This window comes from Pararhodobacter zhoushanensis (genome assembly GCF_003990445.1).
GTDB classification, from domain to species: domain Bacteria; phylum Pseudomonadota; class Alphaproteobacteria; order Rhodobacterales; family Rhodobacteraceae; genus Pararhodobacter; species Pararhodobacter zhoushanensis.
Genome location: NZ_REEZ01000014.1, coordinates 13,651 through 34,046, shown reverse-complemented (window position 1 = coordinate 34,046; position 20,396 = coordinate 13,651). Strand labels below are relative to the sequence as shown.

Here is a 20,396-nt window from a genome sequence, read left to right as displayed (position 1 = left end):
AATTACCCGCGTGCAGGGTTTCGGCGGGAAGGACCCAAACCGGGGGGGATGCGGGTCAGCGCGGGTTCTTCATCGCGCGTTCAAAGGCGCGACGCAGATTGATTTCCAAACGCTCTGTATAAATCCGCGAGATCACGCCCTCGAAATTCAGCAGCGGCGTGTATCGCGGCGCGTGATCCACAAAATGCGCGACCTTGGACAAATCGCCCTTGCGAGTCCGCTTCCAGATGCCGGGCGATAGCCCGCCGTTCGTTGGCACGAAATACGATGCCCTACCGCGTTTCCGTGCTCGCGCTATGGATTGAGCCGTCGCGTTTGCAGTTGCGCCCCGACGCATGTCTTGACGCTGTGCCCCGATTTCGGAGAGGGCTTGGTTGCGCTCACCCGGCGACCAGTTGCCGTAAGAATTCAATTTAGCGCCCGAGGCTGGAACAACGGCCCGCAGGATCTGTGCCGAGACAACCCGCGCCTCTACCAGCTTCTCAAGCGCCGTTTGCGGACGTGGCCCGCCTTGGTTCTGCACCTTCAGGAAGTGCTTCTTCTTCAGAGCGCCGCGCTCTTCAATCACCGCCTCGCGCGTCGATTTCCGGGCACGCCACACATAGAACGCACCCGTTTTCGGATTTCCGGCAACGCCCGCAATCGCCTTTGTGGGCCGATCAAAAACAACGCTCATACGGTGCTTCAGCGCGTCGACAGCTTCGTCCGCTGTCCAGTTCAATGCCCATGTCTCGATAATGGACAGATCCCGGTTCATCAGATCGCCGGTGCGCTTAAGGAAATCGGAGGCATCGACGGCCATCTTGAACACGGCGGGCACCTCGCGGACATGACAACGCCCGCGCCGGGGGTCCGGTGCGGGCGTGATTGGTCATCTTGGGAGTTCTTGTAGCTGCAAGTGACTTAAGGGGGCAACGCCCTTTTTTCACAAAACGTCACGCAGCCTTTCCAGTGCCGCTGACAGCGCCTTCTTGAGCGCGGCAGTTGAAACGCCATTCTTTGCCCAACCATGCGACACAAGCACCGCTTCCAAGGGCAGATCGTGCAGCGCAACCGCGTCGACCAACGCCCGATCGGTGATTGACCGCCGATCCGGCCCGCCCCGCGTCGACGGTCGAACACGGCGCACGGCAAGCGAGACCCCGTGCCCGATCGCGTTGACCGCGCCGTCATAGCGCCGCCCCGCCATCAGGTGCCAATCCATCGCCGACATGGTCCCCGATCCGCCCCCGCTATGCGGCTGCATGGACGCGAGCGCCGACTTGGGCGACAGCCCCGCCGAATAGCCTTCGACCGTGTCGCGAAAGCGCCGACCCGCCGAGACCTGACCGGGCGTGAGGAAAAACGGAACATCGTGACGGATCGCGTCGCTTTCCATCCGATCGAACACGTCGCCCAGGCGCAGGCGCGTTCCGTCGTCGTCAGGCCCGTTCACATAGCCCGGCCCATCCGCGCGGCGCTCACGTCCGACCACCAGCAGGCCCCGCGCCGGGGCGGGCGTCACGATATGCGCGATCTCGGGCGGCACCACCGTGCGCGTGTTCACCAGCTTGCCGCCGTCGCTGACCGCATTCGCAGGCGTGCGCCGCTTAATCTTCATGCGCGCACTCCAACGACAGCGCGCCGATCTTCCGGCACTTTTCGGTCGCGGCCCGGCGGCGCTCAAGCCATACGGTTTCCTCGGCGGTCAGCGCCTCGCCACCGCGCTCGATGCGTTCAAGGTCCGCCGCCCGCCGCATGGCCTTGTCGGCACCGTCGCGGATCGTCTTGACCGCAAATGATTTCGGGAAGGCCCGGTTCTTCTTGGCCCAGACCAGCAGTTCCGGCGCATAGCCCGCCGCGATCGCCTCTTGCCCGGTGGCGTGCGCAAAGATCGCGCGCAGCAAGGGCGACGCATCATCAGGCGGCGCTTGAATAGCGATCCCCCATTGCAGGACCAGCGGGCCAGCAGGCCAGCGGTCAGACCCCTTGCCTGGGGGGCGCGAGGTTATCTGCTCGGCCAGCGCGGCCAGATTGGCGGCGCTCATATACGCCAGCTTGCGCGCCAGCTCCTCGCGCATGGCGTCAAACTGATCGACCTTCATTCCCGCCGGGCGCAGCAGCCCCAGCCCGACCAGCGGGTCGATCAGACAGTCCTTAACCCTTTTCTCGCCCGCCTTTTGTGCCTCAGCGTCCATCGTTATTCCCTCGTTTTCTAAGCCAAATCCGTTGCACCTCTCGCCGTGTCGGTTGGTCAATCTCGGTTCCCGCCAGTTTCTTTTCTTATTTTTTCTTGTTGCATCCGCCCGAACTCAGTCTTTCTCAATTCCTCTTTCTCGACCGTTCCGCAGTTATCCACAGTTTAGCCGGTCGATTTTGCCCGGTTCTGTCTTCTGTGTTTGTGTATGTGTTTGTGCTTGTGCTTGTGCGCAGGACTGTCGCAATTCAGTCCAAAACTGTCGTTGCGACAGTCCAAACTGTCGCTGCGACAGAAGTGCGACAAAAACTCGGCTAAGCCCTTGTTCTTACACGACCCCCATTAAGAAGCCCTTGCTCACTGGCCCACTTCACAGCGCGCCCATAAACGGCTGGCGTGCGGTTGCCCCGGCAAGTGGCCTCCAAGTAGTCCTCGATCGCCTCAATCGCAGCGCGGTCCTGTAGAAATGCCTCTGGCATGGACATACCCCGAAACGTGCTTACCATCCGCTCGATGCGCTTTTCGCGGGCTCGGCTCTGCGCAGAGAGGGTGCGAGCCTCTCGGCGGGTAAACACGTCGTCCAGCACCTCGATCACAACAGGGTGCATCCAGCGCACCTCCCCCTCAGAGGTGCAGCGCTCCCAGCCATGCAGGGGCGAAATCGCAGCGCGGCACATGTCGCGCCATTTAGATTCCTCGACCCGCAGCAGGCGTGCGAGCATCATATCGTCGCAAGGCAGTGACCCGACCGGCGTTTGGTTTTGGGCGATGCAAAACAGGGCCGTCGCCATGCCCTGGACCTCGTACGACCCCTTTAGGTGAAGGCTCGAATTGAGCCAGCGATTGAATTGAAGCGGGAAAAAGAAGTGTGTCGGCAGCCGCTGATCGCGCGGAATAGGATATTCCGGCAACCCATCATTCCCGACGCTGGCAAGGCGAGCCATCATCTTCCGCCCCCAACTTTCGCGCCGACGCGGCGATCGAAGCTTTTTGCCAGCGACGCAAAGCGTACCTCAAGTTTCGCCAGATCGTCCCGAACGGCGCGCACCTGATCGACCTTGCCTTTCAGCGCTTCAAAGTCAGCCTCGACCGCAGCGAATGCGTCGGAACAGCGCTGGCGCAATGCGGCCAAATCATCCGCGTATTGGCCCGCTGCCTCATTGCCGCCGCCTTCACCGAAAAACTCGGCGCGCAGGTCGGCAACCCAACCGGGCAGAGCGCCGCGCACCGCCTCGGCAACGGTGCCGTCGGTGTCCGCTCCTCGATAGCGCCCGGCGTCGGCGTCATAGGACACCTGCAACAGTTCCAGGATTTCGCGCTTTTGTTCACGCGTCGGCCCCTTGTCAGTCCCCGCGACGGCTTGAACCGCAACGGGCACAGGCGGCGCGTTGCCCGCCTTTCGTTTCGCTTCACACGTCATACACCGCAGCTTTCCTTTGACGATTGACCACCCCTGAGCCCGCAACTTCGCGTGCGCTTGCCCTTCATTGGCGCTCCAGACACCACCCGACCCGCGCGTTATTTCGCACGGGATGACCTCGCCACGCTGGCAGTCGTAACAAGTGGCCTTGACGCGCGAAACAGCGCCGCCGCTCTTTGGCAGAATCTCAAGCATTGAACCTCCCTTTCGCTTCCTCGGCCCGCGCCCGACGGCAGCGCAGCCAGTGTGTTTGCAACTCGCCCAGGTAGCGGCGCGCTGCCGCTGACAGGGCACGCAAGGCGGGGTCGCGGGTTTCATACTTTCCCAGCCGGTGCGCCAGCAGAGCGGGCGCAGCCTTGAGGCCGACGCGGCGGAATTCCTTCTTGTCGGCTGCGCGGCAGGCGTCGGAGCAATACCGCTGCCAGTCGCGCCGCAGATCGAAAGGCCGCTGACAGTCGGGGTTTTGACACCGGCCCGGCTCGCCCAGCGGGCAGGCCAGCAATTCCGCAAAGGCGAAATCGGCAAAAGCTTCCACGTCAAAATGCGGTGCCACTGCATCCGCGACCGCCTCTGCCTGTATGGTCACGCCCCGGCCCCCGTGCCGTCGGCGCGCTGCGCGGCTTTTTCCAACGCACGCACCGCGCGGTCCTCAACCAACCGGCGCAAGACTTCCTGCCGCTTGATCGAGCGCAGTTCCGGCGGGTAGATCGCATCCCAGCGGCCCCGGCAGGCGATCTCTGATCGGCCCGTCTCCGCAACCGCACCAGCAAACCCATTGCCCCGCAGGACACCGACGACCAGCTTGCGATCATCTTCGCAGGTCCAGTCGCCACACAGCGCGGGCGACTGCATCAGATCCAGCAACGACGCGAAATCCTTGACCGTCTCGACCCATTCAAACATCAAGTGCCCCCTGCCGCCCGTCGGCGACCTCACGGAACAGCCGCCGCTTGCGCCATTCGTGCGGGCCAAGCGGCGGGCGGTTCACGTCCCAAACAAACCAAGAATTTGACTGCGGCGGAGCACCGCCGCCGCGAAAGTCGATCCGAAAACAGCAGACGTATTCGATCGACGGCGGGTGATCGTGGAACAACGCGTCAAAGCCATTGATCCGCGCTTGTGCCCATTCCGACCCGAGCAAGAGCGCGACGTAGCGCGCGCCCAAATTGAAGGCGTGCCGCAGCCAGCGGCCCTTGCCGTCGCGCGCGCTGATTTCACCGAAAGGCGGGTTTGTGATCTGCACGGGCGACAGCGCAGTTGCGGACGTGAAATCAAAGAACGATTGCAGCGCCACGCCGGGAAAACCCCGGTCGACCAGATCAGAGCCGACCACGTCGAACCCCGCCGCGATCAGCGGCCCGGCCAGATCCCCGCGCCCGACAGCGGTTTCCCAGATCGGCATGCCCTGCGCCGTATGCTTGCGGATCGCGTCGCCCTCGGCGGCAATGAAAGGCGCGGTCGCATAATCGGGCGTCGGGTCGAAATCGAGCGGGTCGCGGGCGACAGGACGCCCGGCTTGCGGCAGATCGGCGAACATGCCGCCCTCGGCGATGCGCGGACGGCGGGCGTTGAACAGGCCATTTGCAGGGTTTGCGGTCATGGGCGATCATCCTCGCCCGTGGCGCGCGCCTCAAAGGCGATCAGGAACACCAGACACGCCAGCGCGTGCCACAGGTGTGAGCGCCCCGTTTCAGCGTCGGGTCCAGAGCGTGCCCACCACGCCCAAAGGTGCCGCATCAACGCGGCAAAGACCCGTCCCCAACGGAAACCGCATTCCCAGTTTCGAGGCGCATATTTCGCCGCGCCAAAGGTCAGGATTTCGGCCAGCGCCTCCAGCGCCTCGGGCGGGATAAGGTCATACCGCGGCTTGCTGTCATCCGCCTTGACGGCAGCGGTCAGAATGTCCTGATCCCGAAAATCAGCGTCGGCAGCATTCCATTGGTTGCCCTTCATCAGACAACCCCCACCAAAAGCCCCCCGGCACAAGGCCGGGGGCAGTTGAGGCAGTGAACCGGAAAATACCGGCACGGCACCCCGCCAGAGGCAAGGACACCCCCGACGGAATTCTTGGGACGAAGGGCGCACATCATGCCGCGCCCCCCGCCTTTGCGACCATGGCCGCGCGCAGCCGCAGGGCTGCGCCGACCAGTTCGTCAATCTCGCAGATCTGGCGGCGCGCTTCCTCGGGCGTGTAGTCGGCAGGATCGCCCGAGGTCGACGAATGCGCCTCGGCATGGACCTGCAACACGTCGGAAAACTCGCGCGTCAGGGTATGGACACCCCCGGCAATCGGTCCCGACCAGTCGATCGGCTGGAACACCCCGCCCGCCAGCGTGGCGAAGTGCTGCGCAACCGGCAGCGCGGCGGCGACGTCGACGCGCCCGAGGCGGTCCAGATAATTGACCCCCAGCCCGCCGGGGCGATCCTCGCGCAACTCGGTGCCGTAAGACGCCGACGACAGCGACAGCCCCATATCGGCAGCGGCGTTTTCAACACCCCCGACCGCCACATAAGCGCGGCGCACGGCGTCTTGGATGGTTCCGGGGCGAGAGGGGCGGGTCATGACCGGGCCTTTCTTGTGAAGATTTCACGGGGGGTTTCGCGTGTTTTCGCGGCGTCGCGCGTGGCAGTGTCGCGGTATGGAAATGACACGCCGATCGTATTGCCGTCCGACCTGCCATGACGCGACGTCCACGCGAGTGCTGCGTTGCGCCACCGCCCGACACATTTGCTGCCCAAGCGCGAAGTCAGATCGCACCGTCGCAAAGGCGCGGCGCAACTACCCAAAGACGCAGTGTAGTCGACCGGAAGTTTGTGGCAGCGTGCGCCACTCAATACCAAAGCGACCTTGCGCAAACCGCACTCTTCGTTGCCCAACTTCAAACGCTTTGGCAGCGAGGCTAACCCCGCAGCGGAACGGACATTAAATGGCTGCACCCCAATCATGCGGCACCACTTTGCTCGCCTACCCCAACCGCGTGCAGGGCAACGATCAACTCGGCAGAAACCATAGGGAACCCACGCCGACGCGCCGCCTCAATAACGCCTTGCTGGTAGCGCGGCGGGATCGAATTCGCCTGCGCCCACTTGTGGACCCGTTCCGCCTGAACTCCCAAGTCATCGCCCAAAGCGCGACGGGTCGGCCAAAGGCCGATCAGACAGCGAACTGACCCAATCTGGTCTGCGGATCTTTTTTCCATTCACCTGAAATAATGGAGAAAAGATCCATCCGTCAAGATGGAGAAAACACCAGTGGAGATTTATTCCATAAGTAGCCACGATGCAGTCATGTCAAAACTCGCATCCTCTCTCATCGAGCGACGGTCCAGACCGGACCAGGTGGCACCCAGGGTGTTCGCGATCCGCGAACACTTGGGCATGTCGAAAGCAGAGTTTTCCGAAGCGGTCAGCGTCGATCGTAGCTCGCTTACCAAGATCGAGAAGGGAACTGCCGGTCTTGATATTGCTGTTGCAGAACGAATAGCAGAGCTTTTTGGCTTCGGTCTGGACTTCATCTACCGTGGCGATTTAGCCGACGTGCCACTTGCTCACCGACCGGAAATTCTTAGCTTGATGCACAGCCACCGTACGACCCTATAGGCCGTAGCGACCCTGCAGCGCGTCAAACGCGCTATCATCAGCACAACCATATCACTCAACTTGTAGGGCACTCACTCATCCTCCAGATGTAGCTTGTGCCGTTCCCTTTCCGTTCTGTAAATAGATTTTTTATCCACTTTTGTGTTGACGGTGGAGTTTTTCTCCATATTCTCCCCTCACATCAACCGTGAGAGGCGAGACCATGACCAAACCCAACGACCTGCAAACCATCCTCGCCGATCCCGCTGCCCTTAAGCGCTGGATCAGTTGGTGCGTTGCCCTGCGCGCGCGCCGCGACCGCAACGCCGCGCGCGTTGTGTTTTGCTCCAGCCGGAAGGCAGCGCAATGATCCAGGTGCGCGGCCTGCATGGCGTCCCGCTCGCCGCCCCCGCCTCGCGTGCGCTGGCCGAGGCAATCGGGCTGACCTTTCAAACCCTCGACCCCGACGCGCTGCCGATGGACGCGCCCGAGCTTTCGCGCAGCCTTACCCGCCGGGCGCTGCGCGTGCTGCACGCCATCGGTCAGAGCACAAGCACCCCCGACGCGATCCTGGCAACGCTGGCCGTCGACCAGCCGACGAAAGAGCAAGTGACCGATACGCTTTATCGCCTGCGCAAGTTGGGGCTGGTTGCCCGCGCGGGCGCGCAGAGCAGCGGGACTAACCGCCCGTCCATTTGGCGGCGTACGCCCTTGGGCGCGGCACGGGCCTTGCTGGACATGACCAGCATTTCCGACAGCGAGATCCTTGACGCCGTGCGCGCGATCAACGCCCGCGATTTGGCGGGGCGTCCGCAATGGTGGCCGGTGACATGCAGCGTGACCCGGCGCGAACCGGCCACCACCGACAAGGTCTGCCGCTATCTTTTTGCGAAAACCAAATCGGCGCGCGCAATCGGCAAGGTCGCCCCGCAGCTTGTCGCGCTTACCAGCTCGGGCGCGTTGATCGCCGCCGACTGGAACCGGGGCGACGTCGTATCGCGCCTCTACTGGGCCGCAGCCCATGGCTGACCCGGCCAAGGCGCACGCCCGACGTGCGGGCATCCTGTGCAGCGACAGCGCGTTTCAGCGCTTTGCCGGTGAACGCAGCGGCTTGAGCGGGGCACAGTTCACCAGCACCGCCGCCGCCCACTTCCTGCGCCGCGAATGCCAGATCGCCAGCCGCAAAGACCTCGACACCGACGCCGGGGCGCTGGCACGCTTTGATGCCCTGACCACTGAATTTGACGCATGGCGCGGGCGCATCGCCGCGCCCCGCTGATCATCCCAGCCGTGCAACCCTCAGCCCAGCGAGGCCCCATGCCCCCCGATTTTCTGACCAACCTCCTGCCTGTGTTTGTCGTCGCCCTGACCGGCGGTTTCGGCGCGGGCATCGGCTTTTTCACCGCCGCGTGGATCACGCGCAGCGCCCGCAAGACAGGCTGACCCATGACAGCCCAAGTCCTGCAATTACCCGTCGGCGAAGTCGCGTTTTTCCACGACCCAGACAAAGCCGCCAAAGCCGCACGGATCGGAAAACCTCCGATGAAGCATGACGCCGATTTCGCCGCCGCAGCGCAGCCCGCCTATGACGCCACCGCCGAGGAACTGCGCCAATTCATCGAGCGGTACGAAACCCTTGAGACAGAGAAAAAGGACATTGCCGACCAGCAGAAGGAAGTCATGGCCGAGGGCAAAGGACGCGGCTACGACGTCAAAGTTTTGCGCATGATCATCGCCCTGCGCAAACGCGACCCCGACGACATAGCCGAAGAAGAAGCGGTCCTTGACCTCTACAAAACCGCGCTCGGCATGACCTGAGCCCATTCCCAAGAACCCAAAGTGACCGCCCCGCCTCCGGCGACCTATCACTTCCCGCCGAGGGCGGCTGACCGTGGAGCGACCCGCAATGACCGCAATCCCCAAACTCTTAACCGCCGCCGAGGCCGCGCACCTGCTGGGCGTGCCTGAAAAAACTCTGCTGCGCGTTGCCGAAGAAACCGGCCACCTCGTTGCCTTTGGCCGCGCCAAACGCATTCCCGCCGATGAATTGAAGGAACTGATTGAAAAATGCCGCAGCCCAGCAAAGGCCCCCGCCTCTATCTCAGACGCCGTAAAGGCCGAACAGGCGTCTATGTCATCCTTGACACAGGCGCAGCCGAGCATTCAACGGGCACAAGCGACCTTCGACAGGCTGAAACAATCCTCGCGGGGTACATTGCCCAAAAGCAGCGCGACGCGCGCGGGAGTAGTCCCGTTGCGGCCAGCGACTTCCTGATCAGCGACGCGCTGGACATTTACGCCCAGGAGCACGCACCAACGACACGCGACCCGGTTCGTATCGCACACGCGTGTTCGGCGCTTCTGCCGTTCTGGGGGGCGCTTCCGCTGACAGCAATCAAGGCAGAGACCTGCCGCCGCTACGCCAAATCGCGCACCGTGCCAATTTACGGCCCGCAGCTGGAAAAGGGCACCGGGCGGCGCGTGGTCGGACACCGGCCTGCCGCACCCGGCACCGTGCGCAAAGAGTTGGGCACCCTGCAAGCGGCAGTGAACTACTGCGCCGCCGAGGGTCACACGCTGGCCGCGCCGCGCGTCACCCTGCCACCCAAGCCCGAGACCACAGGGCGCGCCCTCACCCGCGCCGAGGCAGCAAAGCTGATTCGGGCGGCTCGCTCGATCGGTGCGGAGCACATCGCGCGGTTTATCCTTGTCAGCCTCTACACCGGCACCCGGCGCGACGCGACGCTGGCGCTCTGCCTGCATGGGCCGAACGCAAAGGGCGGCTGGTTCGATCTGGAGCGCGGCGTGCTCTATCGGCGCGGCACGGGCGAGACCGACAGCGCAAAGCGCCGCACCCCTGCCCCGATCCCGCGCCCGCTTCTGGCGCACGCCCGGCGCTGGCGCGCTTCGGGTCAGGTCTGGGCCGTCGAATGGCGCGGCTTGCGCGTCGGTTCTATCAAGACCGCATGGCGGTCGACGGTCACGGCAGCGGGCCTCAGCTGGGCACCGACCCCGCACACGCTCAAGCACACAGCGATTTCATGGGCGATCGAGAACGGCATGAAGCTGGAAACCGCCGCCGCATATTTCGGCACGTCGGCGGCGACGATCGAGCGGACCTACTGGCATCATAGCCCGCACTACCTCGCCGACGCCGTCGCGATCATGGAGCGCCGGGTGCGGCGTTGACCTCGGAAGATCGCGATTCGGCCCATTGCGGGCATCGGATCAGCTCGCAGCGAGCGACAGCTCCCCCGCCCGATACTCCGGGCAGGTTGAACCCTGACCAATCCACACGTGATCTCAACCGAATGTCTTGACAGGATGCGTGCCGCGTCGGACCTTCTGCCAAGGGTTGCGTATCAGGGAGGGAGATTTGAGCATCAAAAAACCATCAAGCAGCTGTGGCATCGATTGAACCAGCGCGCGGACAGGACGCCCACCGAGGAGACCGTGGAGCAAGTCCCATATTGCACACATTAGAAAGCCAAGCGGTTGGCGCGCTAATGGCGCTAGATATTGGAACGGTTTTTGATCGCTCGAATGTGAGTTTCTATAGAGATCAGTGCAGGCTGACGCATTCTCAGCACCTCTCACCCTCCTTAATTCGCCGATGATTAAGAAGCGGCAAATCTATTTATCGCAGGCAAATCAGGTAGAAAATATGAAAAAGATAGATCTGCACATGCATACAAAGAGTAGCAGTCAGGATAAAGATTTTATCTTCAGCTTGGACAATTTGAAGCGATATGTTGCGGATGCCGAGCTTGACTGCATTTCGATTACAAATCACAATCTTTTCGACGTATCACAATTCGAATTAATCAGATCCAGTATCGATGCATTGTGTCTACCCGGCATCGAAGTGGATGTCGAAAATTGCCATATTCTAGTTATATCGAGCGGGCAGGATCTCAACGAATTTTCCGAGCGTTGCCAAAAGGTATCTGACAGTTGGGCGGACACGGAGAACCCCTTGAACGCGGCGCGATTTGAAGAGATATTTGGGAATCTCTCTCAGTACATACTTATTCCTCACTACCTCAAGAACCCACGAATAGGGGTGGACCTACTAGGAAGGCTGTCTAGGTATATCACCTGCGGCGAGGTTAGTAGCCCGAAAAAGTTTCTGTCCTGCGTTAAGGACGCCGAGATGCTAATTCCAGTATTTTTTAGCGACTGCAGGATATCAGAATGCCTTTCTGATCTGCCGACCAAGCAAACTTATATAGATTGCGATGATATCTCGTTCGGAAGCCTGCGGCAGGCGCTTAAAGATAAAAGCAAGGTAAAGCTATCGAAGGGCGAGGGAAACAAATTTTTCCAAATTGGATCCGATGGGCAACTTCTTTCGACTGGCCTAAATGTGGTTCTGGGTGACAGGTCGTCCGGAAAGTCTCACACTCTTCAGAGAGTTTTTGATTGGTTTGGCGAGGAGAACTCGTATTATATTAGACAGTTCGACCTAGTGTCTCGAGATGAGGCCGAGGATGCGAAGAAATTCAAAGACTTTCTGAGCGAGAGCACCAGCCTATTTGCGAGGGATTACTTGTCAGACTTGCAGTCAGCTGTCGCAGATGTTTTAGAGATAGACTTAGAGTCCGACAATGCATCAGTCGAGAAATATATTTCATCGCTCCTATCGTATGCAAGAGAAACTAGTCGCCAAGACGCATTCTCTAAGGCGAAGTTTTTTAGTGAAGATGCCTTCCGGAAGAAAGACCTAGCAGGCCTCATTGATTTAGTCTCCTCAACCAAGAAGCTCGTGAGCAACGTTGAGTATCGAGAGGCAATTGATAAGCACTTAAACCACGATAGCCTGAAAGCGCTATATGTGGAATTAATGAGGACCTATGAGGGACATGAAGAGGTCAACCTCAAAAAAGAGTGGGTGAACAGCGTCCTCTTTGACATAAAGGGAAAACTTCAACGAAAATCTTCCGCAACCGGCGTCACCGAGGTTGATCTCTTTCGCGTTGCGTCAAATAAGAATGCTGTCAAAAAATTTGAGGAGCTTGTTGAAGTTGCGCGAATGCCGAAGACCCCGCTACGGAAACGAAAGGGAAGCTTCGAGGTGGTGGCTCAGGTTGGAAGGTTCTCTGGCGCCGGTGAACTTAAGGCTGTTTCGCGATCTCCCAGGAGTTTTAGCGCAGCCTTTTCGGCATACTCCCAGCCGTATAAATTCATTCAAGAGCTGAGAAAGATTGGTGATCCAGTTGTTGCTTCGGAGTTCAGTAGGTATTTGGTGAAGGTCGACTACAAAATCTTGAACAGAGATGGCCTTCAAGCCTCCGGTGGCGAGCGGTCGGAGTTTTTCCTTTTGGACAGAATTGAAGGCGCGAGCTCAGCCGAGGTGCTTTTGATTGATGAGCCAGAGTCCTCCTTTGACAACCACTTCCTTAAGGCGGAGGTCAACGAAATGATCAAAGAGATGTCAGCTCAGATGCCTGTAGTCGTGGTAACACATAATAACACTGTTGGAGTATCCATTCGACCTGATTTCCTCTTGTATACCAGGAAAGATGTTGAGATGGGCGAGCTCAAATGGAGAATTTATTCTGGACGACCAAGTAGCAAAACACTAGTTTCTACTGACGGTCTTTCCCTGAACACCAGGGACGTGCTTTTAGGGAATCTGGAAGCTGGCGTCGCCACCTACGAAGAAAGGAGCGCGACCTATGAAGATCTTAAAAATTGAAAATGGGAATGGTTTTTTCGTTGAAAAGTCCACAGGCGACTGGAAGAAAATCGACGAAATCGATAAAGCTGGACTGCTCTCCCTCTTAGACACTTTCCTCAGTGAGGATGTTGAGATGGACTCCCCGGAAGACAATCACCTCGCCAATGAGGTTCATGTGATTGTTTATCAGCACATTCTTAATAAGCTTCAATCGCTTTCTGAGAGCAAGTCCTCATTCAAAGATGACAGTGAACGCAGGTACTTTGAGGAGATCAGTAAGTACTCTTCAGCGTAACACGCAACGGCACCAATCGTATATCTAACGAGTATGCCATCTCTATGAAGCGGGTACCCGTCCAAGTTGGGCATGGTCTTCATATTGGCGCTGGAAAGCGGCTCATTTTGCGCTCTCCTTCCTGAGCAGTGCGGCGCTTAACCCGGCATCTACTTGCACAGAGGCTCCGATCGTCTAGGACGGAGTGAAAGCCCGCTTCCCGGCCTTAGAGTTGTGGCTTGTAATTTCGGCGAAGCAAACCTGGCCAAAAGTCTGCTTCTGCCCTTGTTCCACGACTGGTTCGCGCGTGCGGCGAACGTCAGCTATCCGCCATTATTGACCACGTGACCGGCGCGTCGTCCACGACCCGACGGCGACATTCACGCTTGGCACCGATGCAGCACTGCGGCTTTCCAAGGCTGGTCATTCGTGCATCGTGCAGCATTCTCAAGGGATCAATGACAGATGTGCGGACAAAGCGCCAATTCGCCGCAGCTCCGCTAATTTCTGATCCGCATCCGCCACATGCCGGGACTGAACACCCAGGCGGGATACTCTTTACTAGTTGAGCGCGCCGAGTTCCATCCGCTCCTGACTTTTGCCTCACATACAACGTCCCTCCACGGACACTCAAGATTTTTATCTCGCCATGACTGGAACGAATCGTAGCGGGCAGAAACTCCATGGTAAGATATTCTCGATTCATGTTGCCTAATCTGGCCGACAACTTGAAATATGACATGCTGCGGCCTATCTTTTTTTAATCTGGATCGCAAATCAACACAGTCGTATCGCAGTTTAATGAATTGATTTATCTATTCTTTGTCCTTTTCAGGGATTTGTGAGAGGCGGCGAAGAGAGTTGCAAAACATCTCCCACCAAAGAGGGCTTTGTGACATCACATTTTGTAGGTATTGCCCTATAACTTGGTCATTATTAGTGAGAAACAGCAACAAGTAATGTCCGGCGACGGTATGGCTGACGAATCCGCCGGGCGGGTCCTTGGCGATACGCCAAGCTTTCCTAACTACGCTAGCTACAAAATTCCAAGCCCATTCCTCCAACTCACCCAACGCGGCTACCCCTGCGGGCGTATCTAAATCAGAGGTTTGGATGTTTTCTCGTGCGACTGATGTAGCGTCATCTGCCACGGCATTGGAAGACTCGGCAGCTTCCACAATTGTTATCGCAGCCTTCCGCCGTTCCCGACCATCCTTTTGATTAGCGTGTCTGCTTGCACGCTGCTCAACCTCGCGTGCACCGGGGTGGCCGAGGAACCAAACTCGATGAGTTTCTGCAAGATCGGCGAGTTTTGCAGCAACTGTTGAGGGTAACTCGTCAGATGCTCTGTCATTTTTTACTGCATGATCGTGAACTTCTAGCGTCGCTTCAAGGCTGTTAGCCAAAGACCAGATCTTACGTGCTCCGATTGAAGAAGCATCGTTACCGATCATTTCGCGGTATTTTTTAGCGGTATACAACAGGTTTGGAGCGACGTTCGCAGCCAGATCAACGATTCCTAAGAGTTCTTCAACCTTACGTTTGCACTCTTCTTGAAGCTCAACTTGGTCTTCGTCGTCGCTTTCAACTAGAGGAACATCAACCAGTTTGATCGGGCCATGGTCATCAACTATGAACTCAGGGCCACCTTCTATAACTTCGGGAGGGTCTGCCACTTTATTGGCATCCAACCATCCTTGCAAAAGTTCACTTCTCTGCGCAACGTCAGTAGTTGTTGCGATCATTTGCAGTTCAGCATCGTTTTCTGCTGCTGGTATGCCTTCAAAATTGACTTGTCCAAGCCTGCCCAGATTGGCGAGAGGTCGAAGGTCATTGATGCCTGTCCCCCTCAACTCAATGAACACACCTGACGTCAGATGGCGAACTTCGTCAGGCAAAACTGTAAGATCTTTGAGTATTGCGAAGCCTTCCCTTGGATTGCCATCACCTTGAAAGAGCGGACTTAAACAAACGTAGCTCCACTGCTCTGAAACGGCCTGAAGCACCATTTTCTTAGCCAACAGATAGGCAGCCTGTTCTTCCTCGTTAATCACTAAGGGTTCTCCAATCAAACAATCCGCCTGCTTTCATTGACCCACATGCAGAACTCACTTTGAATAGAGCCTTTGTATATGACGTCGGTCCGTGTGCCAATGTCTGCTTCGAAATAGGCAAGAGTTGGCTGGTGTGTCCGCAGCAAAGGTCCGCTCTCCGCCCTTCGTGCCAACACAGCACGCGACTGAAATCGTGCTCAAAGCTCGCGTAACTTTCGGAAGGTGCCCAAACAACCAGAAGCCGCCGCCCTCGATCAAGGGCGGCGGCTTCTTCTTGGGACATTTTGCGTCAAGCTTGGGCGAATCTTGGGCGGGCCTATTTCGGGGCGCCCAAATTGGGCGATAAGCCATTGATTTCATTGGTCGGAGTGAGAGGATTCGAACCTCCGGCCCCTGCCTCCCGAAGACAGTGCTCTACCAAGCTGAGCTACACTCCGACCGTGAGCGGGGGATTACCCCGCCCTGCAGGGGTTTGCAAGAGGCTTCGACACCTCAAGAGGCACTGTTTTCCGGCATCGGTTCAAGCTCTTCCATCACAATCGGCCGTGGAGCCGACACGGATTCGTTGCGCATCCGGGTTTGTTGCACCGGGCGGTTGGCCGACACATTGCGCCGCGATTCGCGGAATACGATGTAGAGCCCTGACGCAATGATCAGCGTGGCCCCGGCGACGGTTGCCAGCTTGGGCGACTCGCCGAACAAAAGCGCGCCGAACAGCGCTGCCCAGATGATCTGCGAGTATTGCATCGGCGCGACCAAAGCGGCCTCGGCCCGACGGTATGCGCCGATGGTCAGCGTCATCGCGCTCAACGCCAGCGTTGCAATGACACCGACAAGCGCCAGATCGCGCAGCTGCATCGGCACATAGACGGCCGGCAGCAGCATTGCCATCACAATCACATTGGCCAGCATCGGATAGAGCAGCAGCACGGCAGAACGCTCGTCGCGGCCAATCTTGCGCACGATGACGCCGTTCATCGCCGCCGACATTGCCGAAACCAGCGCGGCGACATGGCCCAGCCCCAGTGGTGCCGCGCCCGGCTGCAGCACCACCAGCACGCCGCACAGGCCAACGATCACGGCCAGACCCCGGTGCAGGCCGACCCGCTCGCCCAGCATCGGAATCGCCAACACAGTAATGAGCAGAGGCGAGGCGAAGAGCACGGCATAGACCTGCGCCAACGGCAGCACGGTGAAGGCGTAGAACGCGCCGCCGGCCGAGGTGACCACACAGACCGTGCGCGCCAGTGACCACCAGGGATGCACCGCGCGCAGGGTGCCCGGCTCGGGATCCCGGATCAGGATGACGACCAGCAGCGGGAAGCTGAGCAGGCCCATGTAGAACATGATCTGAAAAACGCTGTATGTCGCGCCGAGGATCCGGATCAGAACGTCATGGGTGGCGTATAGCGCGAAGCCCAGCAGCGCCATCAAAGGTCCGATCGGACCCGAGGGAGCACGCTCTTGGGTCATGGCGGTCGGAGCTGTCATCGGCGGGTCCATTTCACTGTTTGCGCCACCAGCCTAAACCGCCCCGCTCTGACGCCGCAAGGGAGGGGATCGGCGCAAGGGGGCTTTCCGCCCCCCTCTTTGGCTGACGTCAAATTCACCCCCCGAGGATACTTTCAGACAGAAAATGTGCGGTTAACGAAACCCTAATGCGCCCATTTTCTGTCTGAAAGTATCCTCCAGGAGGGTCCGGGAGGATGGAAAATCCTCCCGGGCGGGTGCGGGTGGCAACCCGCGCGGGCCGAGGGGGGCTCGATGCCCCCCGAGGCCCGCCCTGCCCTTATCCGCGCAGCACGCCGCCGGTGGCCTTGCCGACCTTGTCGATGATCTTGGCGCTGACCGCCTCGATGTCTTTTTCGGTCAGTGTCTGGCCCTGCGGCTGCAATCGCACGGTGATCGCCAGCGATTTCTTGCCCGCGCCCATTTGTGCTGCGGCCTTGTCGCCGGTGAACTCGTCGAACACCCGTACGCTGTCGATCAGCCCCTTATCTGCGCCTTGCGCCGCATTGACCACGGCAAGGGCCTCGACGCTCTCATCAAGCACGAAAGCGAAATCGCGCTCTACCGGCTGCAGGTCATTGAGCACCAGCGCCGCGCGGGTGGCCGAGGCGTTGCGTGGCATTGGTGCGGCGGCGACGGGCAGCGTGAAGGCGACAACGCTGCCCTTAATGCCGTAGGCTTTGAGAACGCGCGGATGGACCTCGCCAAAGCTGGCCAGCGCCAGTTTCGGCCCCAGCGTCAGGCGGCCCGAGCGGCCCGGGTGGAACCACCCGGCAACGCTGCGATCCGCCTGCATCCGCGCCGGTGCGCCGATCGCGGCGAGCACGGCCTCGGCGTCGCCCTTGGCGTCGAACACATCGACCGGACGGCGCGCATGATGCGGATCGCGCGGGCCATTGGCCCCGACCAGCAAGCCGGTGGCGTGGATCGCCTGCTCGCCCGGCTCGCCGCCGTGGAACACCGGGCCCAGTTCGAACAGCGCCATATCGGCAAAGCCGCGCGCCTGATTGCGGGCTGCGGCCTGCAGCAGGCCGGGCAGCAGATCGGGGCGCATATGCGTCATCTCGCTGGAGATCGGGTTCTCCAGCTTCAACGCATCCTCACCGCCACCGAACAGCGCCGCCGACGCACCATCAATGAAGCTGTAGGTGACGCATTCATGGTAGCCGAGCGCCGCCAGCGTGCGGCGCATCAGCCGCTCGCGCTTTTGCATCGGCGTCAGGATCGGTGCCGGAACGCCCACCGTCGCCCGCGCCATCGGCTTGCCCTCAAGCTTGGTCAGCGAGGCGATGCGCGCGATTTCCTCAACGATATCCGCGTCGCCCAGCACATCAGGTCGCCAGCTCGGCGGGGTCACCTGCGTGCCGTCCAGCCCGAAGCCCAGCGCCTCCAGCGTGGCGCGCTGTTCGAACTCGGGGATGTCCATACCGACCAGACTGACCACACGGGCGGGGTCGAAGCGGTACTGTCGCGTGGTGTCGGGGGCTGTGCCATCAACGGCCAGCTCACTCGCCTCGCCGCCGCAGAGCTCCTGAATCATCCGCGTTGCCAGTTCCAGCCCCGGCAGGGTGAACGCCGGATCCACGCCGCGCTCGAAGCGATAGCGCGCATCCGAGTTGATCTTGAGCGCGCGGCCGGTGGTGGCCACGGTGATCGGGTCCCAATAGGCGCTCTCGACGAAGACATCGGTGGTCTCGTCGGTGCAGCCCGAATGCTCGCCGCCCATGATGCCCGCGATGCTCTCGACGCCATTCGCGTCCGAGATCGCCATCATTCCGGCGGCCAGCATATAGGTCTTGCCGTCGAGCGCGAGGATCTCCTCGCCGCCCGCCGCCGGATGGATGCGCAGCGTGTCGCCCGCAACCTTGGCCACGTCGAAGACGTGCAGCGGGCGGTTCAGCGCAAAGGTGAAGAAGTTGGTCACATCGACCAGCGCAGAGATCGGCCGCAACCCGATCGCCGTCAGCCGCTTTTGCAGCCATTTCGGCGAAGGGCCGTTCTTGACGCCGCGGATCACGCGACCGGCGAAAAGCGGGCAGCCCTTGTCCTTGAGCGACGGATCAATGGCGACGCGCAGAGGGCTGGGGAACGCGCCCGCCACCGGCTCGGCCACCAGCGGTTTCAGCGTGCCCAGACCGCGCGCGGCCAGATCGCGCGCAACGCCGCGCACGCCCAGCGCGTCGGGGCGGTTCGGCGTGATCTTGATATAGATCATCGGGTCATTGAGGCCCGCATAGTCGATATAGCGCGCGCCCAGCGGCGCATCGGCGGGCAGGTCGATGATGCCGTCATGGTCGTCGCTGAGCATCAGCTCGCGTTCCGAACACATCATGCCGTTGGACGCCTGCCCCCGGATCACGCCCGGTTTCAGATCGACGCCGGTGCCCGGCACATGCGTACCCACGGGCGCGAAGACGCCGACCAGCCCGGTGCGCGCATTCGGCGCACCGCAGACGACCTGTACTTCCTCAATCTTGCCCCCCGGCCCGTCGGGCAGGGTTTCAACCCGGCAGAGCCGCAGTTTGTCAGCGTCGGGGTGCTTCACGGCTTCCAGAATGCGCGCGATGCGGAACGCGCCCAGACTTTGGGCCGGGTCCGAGACCTCTTCAACCTCAAGCCCCAGATCGGTCAGCGCCTCGACGATGGTGTCGAGACTGGCTGCAGTGTCCAGATGTTCCTTGAGCCACGACAGGGTGAATTTCATCGCCAGACCTTCGGTTTCGTTCCGCTTTGCGCGCCCTGTTAGCCGATCCGCGCGGCCAAGGAAAGGCGGCAGTCCGGCCTGTGCGCGCGCCAGTAAAAAAGGCGCGCCCCCGGGGGGACGCGCCTGACAGGGTCAAAGCAAAGGCGATCAGCGGCGAGGCTTGTCGTCTTCCTCGTCCTCATCGTCGTCCTTCTCGCCATCGGGCAGGTTGAAGAAGCTGTCGGCGTTGGAATAATCCACCGGCTTCTTGTGCTCGTCGGCCTCTTCATCCGAGGAACCGCCCAGCGTGAAGGTCTCAAGCCCGGCCATGTTCGAGGGCAGGCGCGGCTCGTCCGACATGTCCAGCGACTGCTCGGTCGACACCAGCTTGCGACGCTCGTCATCGGTCATCACGGTGCCTTCGGCGGCCTTGGCCTTGGCGGCTTTCTGCACTTCCAGATCCAGCTCGGACTGGCGGCACAGACCCAGCGCAACCGGGTCGATGGGCTGGATGTTCTGGATGTTCCAGTGCGTACGCTCGCGGATCGCCTGGATCGACGGGTTGGTCGTGCCGACCAGCTTGCGGATCTGGGAATCGGCCAGCTCGGGGTGGAACTTGACCAGCCACAGGATCGAGGCCGGGCGGTCCTGACGTTTGCTGAGCGGCGTGTAGCGCGGGCCACGGCGCTTTTCCTCACCGACCGAGGCCGGGTTGAACTTCAGCTTGAGCGCATAGGCGGGATTCGCCTCGCCCTTCTTGATCTCGACTTCTTCGAGCTGATTATGGGCGATGGGGTCGAACCCCTTCACGCCCGTCGCGACATCACCGTCGGCAATGCCCTGCACCTCAAGCTCGTGCAGGCCGCAAAAATCAGCGACCTGTTTGAAGCTGAGCGTCGTGTTGTCTACCAACCACACGGCGGTAGCCTTCGCCATCAACGGTTTAGCCATCGTTATCGATCCTTCAATCCGGCGAGAACCGCATGGCGCGGCAGTCGCCGGGGGACCGGCCGCGGCCGCG

The 20,396-nt window shown here is 60.4% G+C and carries 24 protein-coding genes and 1 tRNA gene; 10 read left to right on the top strand and 15 right to left on the bottom strand.

Annotation, left to right across the window (positions count from 1 at the left end; translation table 11 throughout):
- Positions 1-55: 55 nt before the first annotated feature.
- The 10 genes from EAE28_RS20885 to EAE28_RS20840 form a co-directional block, all read right to left on the bottom strand.
- Complete coding sequence (locus EAE28_RS20885; RefSeq protein ID WP_127109913.1) at positions 56-811, bottom strand: hypothetical protein; 756 nt, start codon at positions 809-811, stop codon at positions 56-58.
- Positions 812-925: 114 nt separating this feature from the next.
- Entirely contained in the window at positions 926-1,600 is a 675-nt protein-coding gene (locus EAE28_RS20880) for a hypothetical protein (protein WP_127109911.1), read from the bottom strand.
- Positions 1,590-2,177 carry a hypothetical protein gene (locus EAE28_RS20875; protein WP_127109909.1) on the bottom strand — a complete coding sequence of 196 codons (588 nt, stop codon included), beginning with the start codon at positions 2,175-2,177 and terminating at the stop codon, positions 1,590-1,592. Before EAE28_RS20875 ends, EAE28_RS20880 begins: the two co-directional genes overlap by 11 nt.
- Before the next feature lie 313 nt (positions 2,178-2,490).
- Positions 2,491-3,123, bottom strand: a complete 633-nt coding sequence (locus EAE28_RS20870; protein ID WP_127109907.1) for a hypothetical protein — start codon at positions 3,121-3,123, stop codon at positions 2,491-2,493.
- The gene (locus EAE28_RS20865) at positions 3,120-3,791 is read right to left on the bottom strand and encodes a hypothetical protein (RefSeq protein WP_127109905.1); all 672 of its coding nucleotides are present in this window, start codon (positions 3,789-3,791) and stop codon (positions 3,120-3,122) included. The genes EAE28_RS20870 and EAE28_RS20865 overlap by 4 nt, the downstream gene beginning before the upstream one ends.
- Positions 3,784-4,182, bottom strand: a complete 399-nt coding sequence (locus EAE28_RS20860; protein ID WP_127109903.1) for a hypothetical protein — start codon at positions 4,180-4,182, stop codon at positions 3,784-3,786. Before EAE28_RS20860 ends, EAE28_RS20865 begins: the two co-directional genes overlap by 8 nt.
- On the bottom strand, positions 4,179-4,499 hold the full coding sequence (locus EAE28_RS20855) for a hypothetical protein (RefSeq protein WP_127109901.1): 321 nt from the start codon (positions 4,497-4,499) through the stop codon (positions 4,179-4,181). Before EAE28_RS20855 ends, EAE28_RS20860 begins: the two co-directional genes overlap by 4 nt.
- Positions 4,492-5,196: a hypothetical protein gene (locus tag EAE28_RS20850; protein WP_127109899.1), complete on the bottom strand. Its 705-nt coding sequence runs from the start codon at positions 5,194-5,196 to the stop codon at positions 4,492-4,494. The genes EAE28_RS20855 and EAE28_RS20850 overlap by 8 nt, the downstream gene beginning before the upstream one ends.
- Entirely contained in the window at positions 5,193-5,549 is a 357-nt protein-coding gene (locus EAE28_RS20845) for a dATP/dGTP diphosphohydrolase domain-containing protein (protein WP_127109897.1), read from the bottom strand. Before EAE28_RS20845 ends, EAE28_RS20850 begins: the two co-directional genes overlap by 4 nt.
- Before the next feature lie 133 nt (positions 5,550-5,682).
- On the bottom strand, positions 5,683-6,159 hold the full coding sequence (locus EAE28_RS20840) for a hypothetical protein (RefSeq protein WP_127109895.1): 477 nt from the start codon (positions 6,157-6,159) through the stop codon (positions 5,683-5,685).
- A 725-nt stretch (positions 6,160-6,884) separates the two neighbouring features.
- Here EAE28_RS20840 and EAE28_RS20835 point away from each other — a divergent pair.
- From EAE28_RS20835 to EAE28_RS20800, 10 genes are all read left to right on the top strand, one after another.
- On the top strand, positions 6,885-7,196 hold the full coding sequence (locus tag EAE28_RS20835) for a helix-turn-helix domain-containing protein (RefSeq protein ID WP_164736728.1): 312 nt from the start codon (positions 6,885-6,887) through the stop codon (positions 7,194-7,196).
- Positions 7,197-7,398: 202 nt separating this feature from the next.
- Positions 7,399-7,545, top strand: coding sequence for a hypothetical protein (locus EAE28_RS23890; protein ID WP_164736727.1), 147 nt, complete (start codon positions 7,399-7,401; stop codon positions 7,543-7,545).
- Entirely contained in the window at positions 7,542-8,204 is a 663-nt protein-coding gene (locus tag EAE28_RS20830; RefSeq protein ID WP_127109891.1) for a hypothetical protein, read from the top strand. Before EAE28_RS23890 ends, EAE28_RS20830 begins: the two co-directional genes overlap by 4 nt.
- A complete protein-coding gene (locus tag EAE28_RS20825; protein ID WP_127109889.1) occupies positions 8,197-8,454 on the top strand; it encodes a hypothetical protein in 258 nt (85 codons plus the stop codon). Before EAE28_RS20830 ends, EAE28_RS20825 begins: the two co-directional genes overlap by 8 nt.
- Positions 8,455-8,492: 38 nt before the next feature.
- Complete coding sequence (locus EAE28_RS24385; protein WP_281279614.1) at positions 8,493-8,618, top strand: hypothetical protein; 126 nt, start codon at positions 8,493-8,495, stop codon at positions 8,616-8,618.
- Positions 8,619-8,717: 99 nt separating this feature from the next.
- A complete protein-coding gene (locus EAE28_RS20820) occupies positions 8,718-8,993 on the top strand; it encodes a DUF2312 domain-containing protein (protein WP_164736726.1) in 276 nt (91 codons plus the stop codon).
- Between the two features lie 88 nt (positions 8,994-9,081).
- Positions 9,082-9,450 carry a helix-turn-helix domain-containing protein gene (locus EAE28_RS20815; protein ID WP_127109885.1) on the top strand — a complete coding sequence of 123 codons (369 nt, stop codon included), beginning with the start codon at positions 9,082-9,084 and terminating at the stop codon, positions 9,448-9,450.
- Between the two features lie 161 nt (positions 9,451-9,611).
- The gene (locus EAE28_RS20810) at positions 9,612-10,364 is read left to right on the top strand and encodes a tyrosine-type recombinase/integrase (protein WP_164736725.1); all 753 of its coding nucleotides are present in this window, start codon (positions 9,612-9,614) and stop codon (positions 10,362-10,364) included.
- A 475-nt stretch (positions 10,365-10,839) separates the two neighbouring features.
- A complete protein-coding gene (locus tag EAE28_RS20805) occupies positions 10,840-12,873 on the top strand; it encodes a hypothetical protein (RefSeq protein WP_127109881.1) in 2,034 nt (677 codons plus the stop codon).
- Positions 12,854-13,150, top strand: a complete 297-nt coding sequence (locus tag EAE28_RS20800; protein WP_127109879.1) for a hypothetical protein — start codon at positions 12,854-12,856, stop codon at positions 13,148-13,150. Before EAE28_RS20805 ends, EAE28_RS20800 begins: the two co-directional genes overlap by 20 nt.
- 794 nt (positions 13,151-13,944) lie before the next feature.
- On the opposite strand, the gene EAE28_RS20795 is transcribed toward EAE28_RS20800, so the two are convergent.
- The 5 genes from EAE28_RS20795 to EAE28_RS20775 form a co-directional block, all read right to left on the bottom strand.
- Complete coding sequence (locus EAE28_RS20795) at positions 13,945-15,183, bottom strand: hypothetical protein (RefSeq protein ID WP_127109877.1); 1,239 nt, start codon at positions 15,181-15,183, stop codon at positions 13,945-13,947.
- A 360-nt stretch (positions 15,184-15,543) separates the two neighbouring features.
- Positions 15,544-15,620 (bottom strand) — tRNA-Pro (locus EAE28_RS20790).
- 55 nt (positions 15,621-15,675) lie between these two features.
- Positions 15,676-16,674 (bottom strand): DMT family transporter, encoded by a 999-nt coding sequence (locus tag EAE28_RS20785; protein WP_246022516.1) that lies wholly within the window; start codon positions 16,672-16,674, stop codon positions 15,676-15,678.
- A 298-nt stretch (positions 16,675-16,972) separates the two neighbouring features.
- Positions 16,973-19,396, bottom strand: a complete 2,424-nt coding sequence (gene pheT / locus EAE28_RS20780; protein WP_127109875.1) for a phenylalanine--tRNA ligase subunit beta — start codon at positions 19,394-19,396, stop codon at positions 16,973-16,975.
- Between the two features lie 147 nt (positions 19,397-19,543).
- Positions 19,544-20,326 (bottom strand): DUF1013 domain-containing protein, encoded by a 783-nt coding sequence (locus EAE28_RS20775; RefSeq protein ID WP_127109873.1) that lies wholly within the window; start codon positions 20,324-20,326, stop codon positions 19,544-19,546.
- Positions 20,327-20,396: the final 70 nt, after the last annotated feature.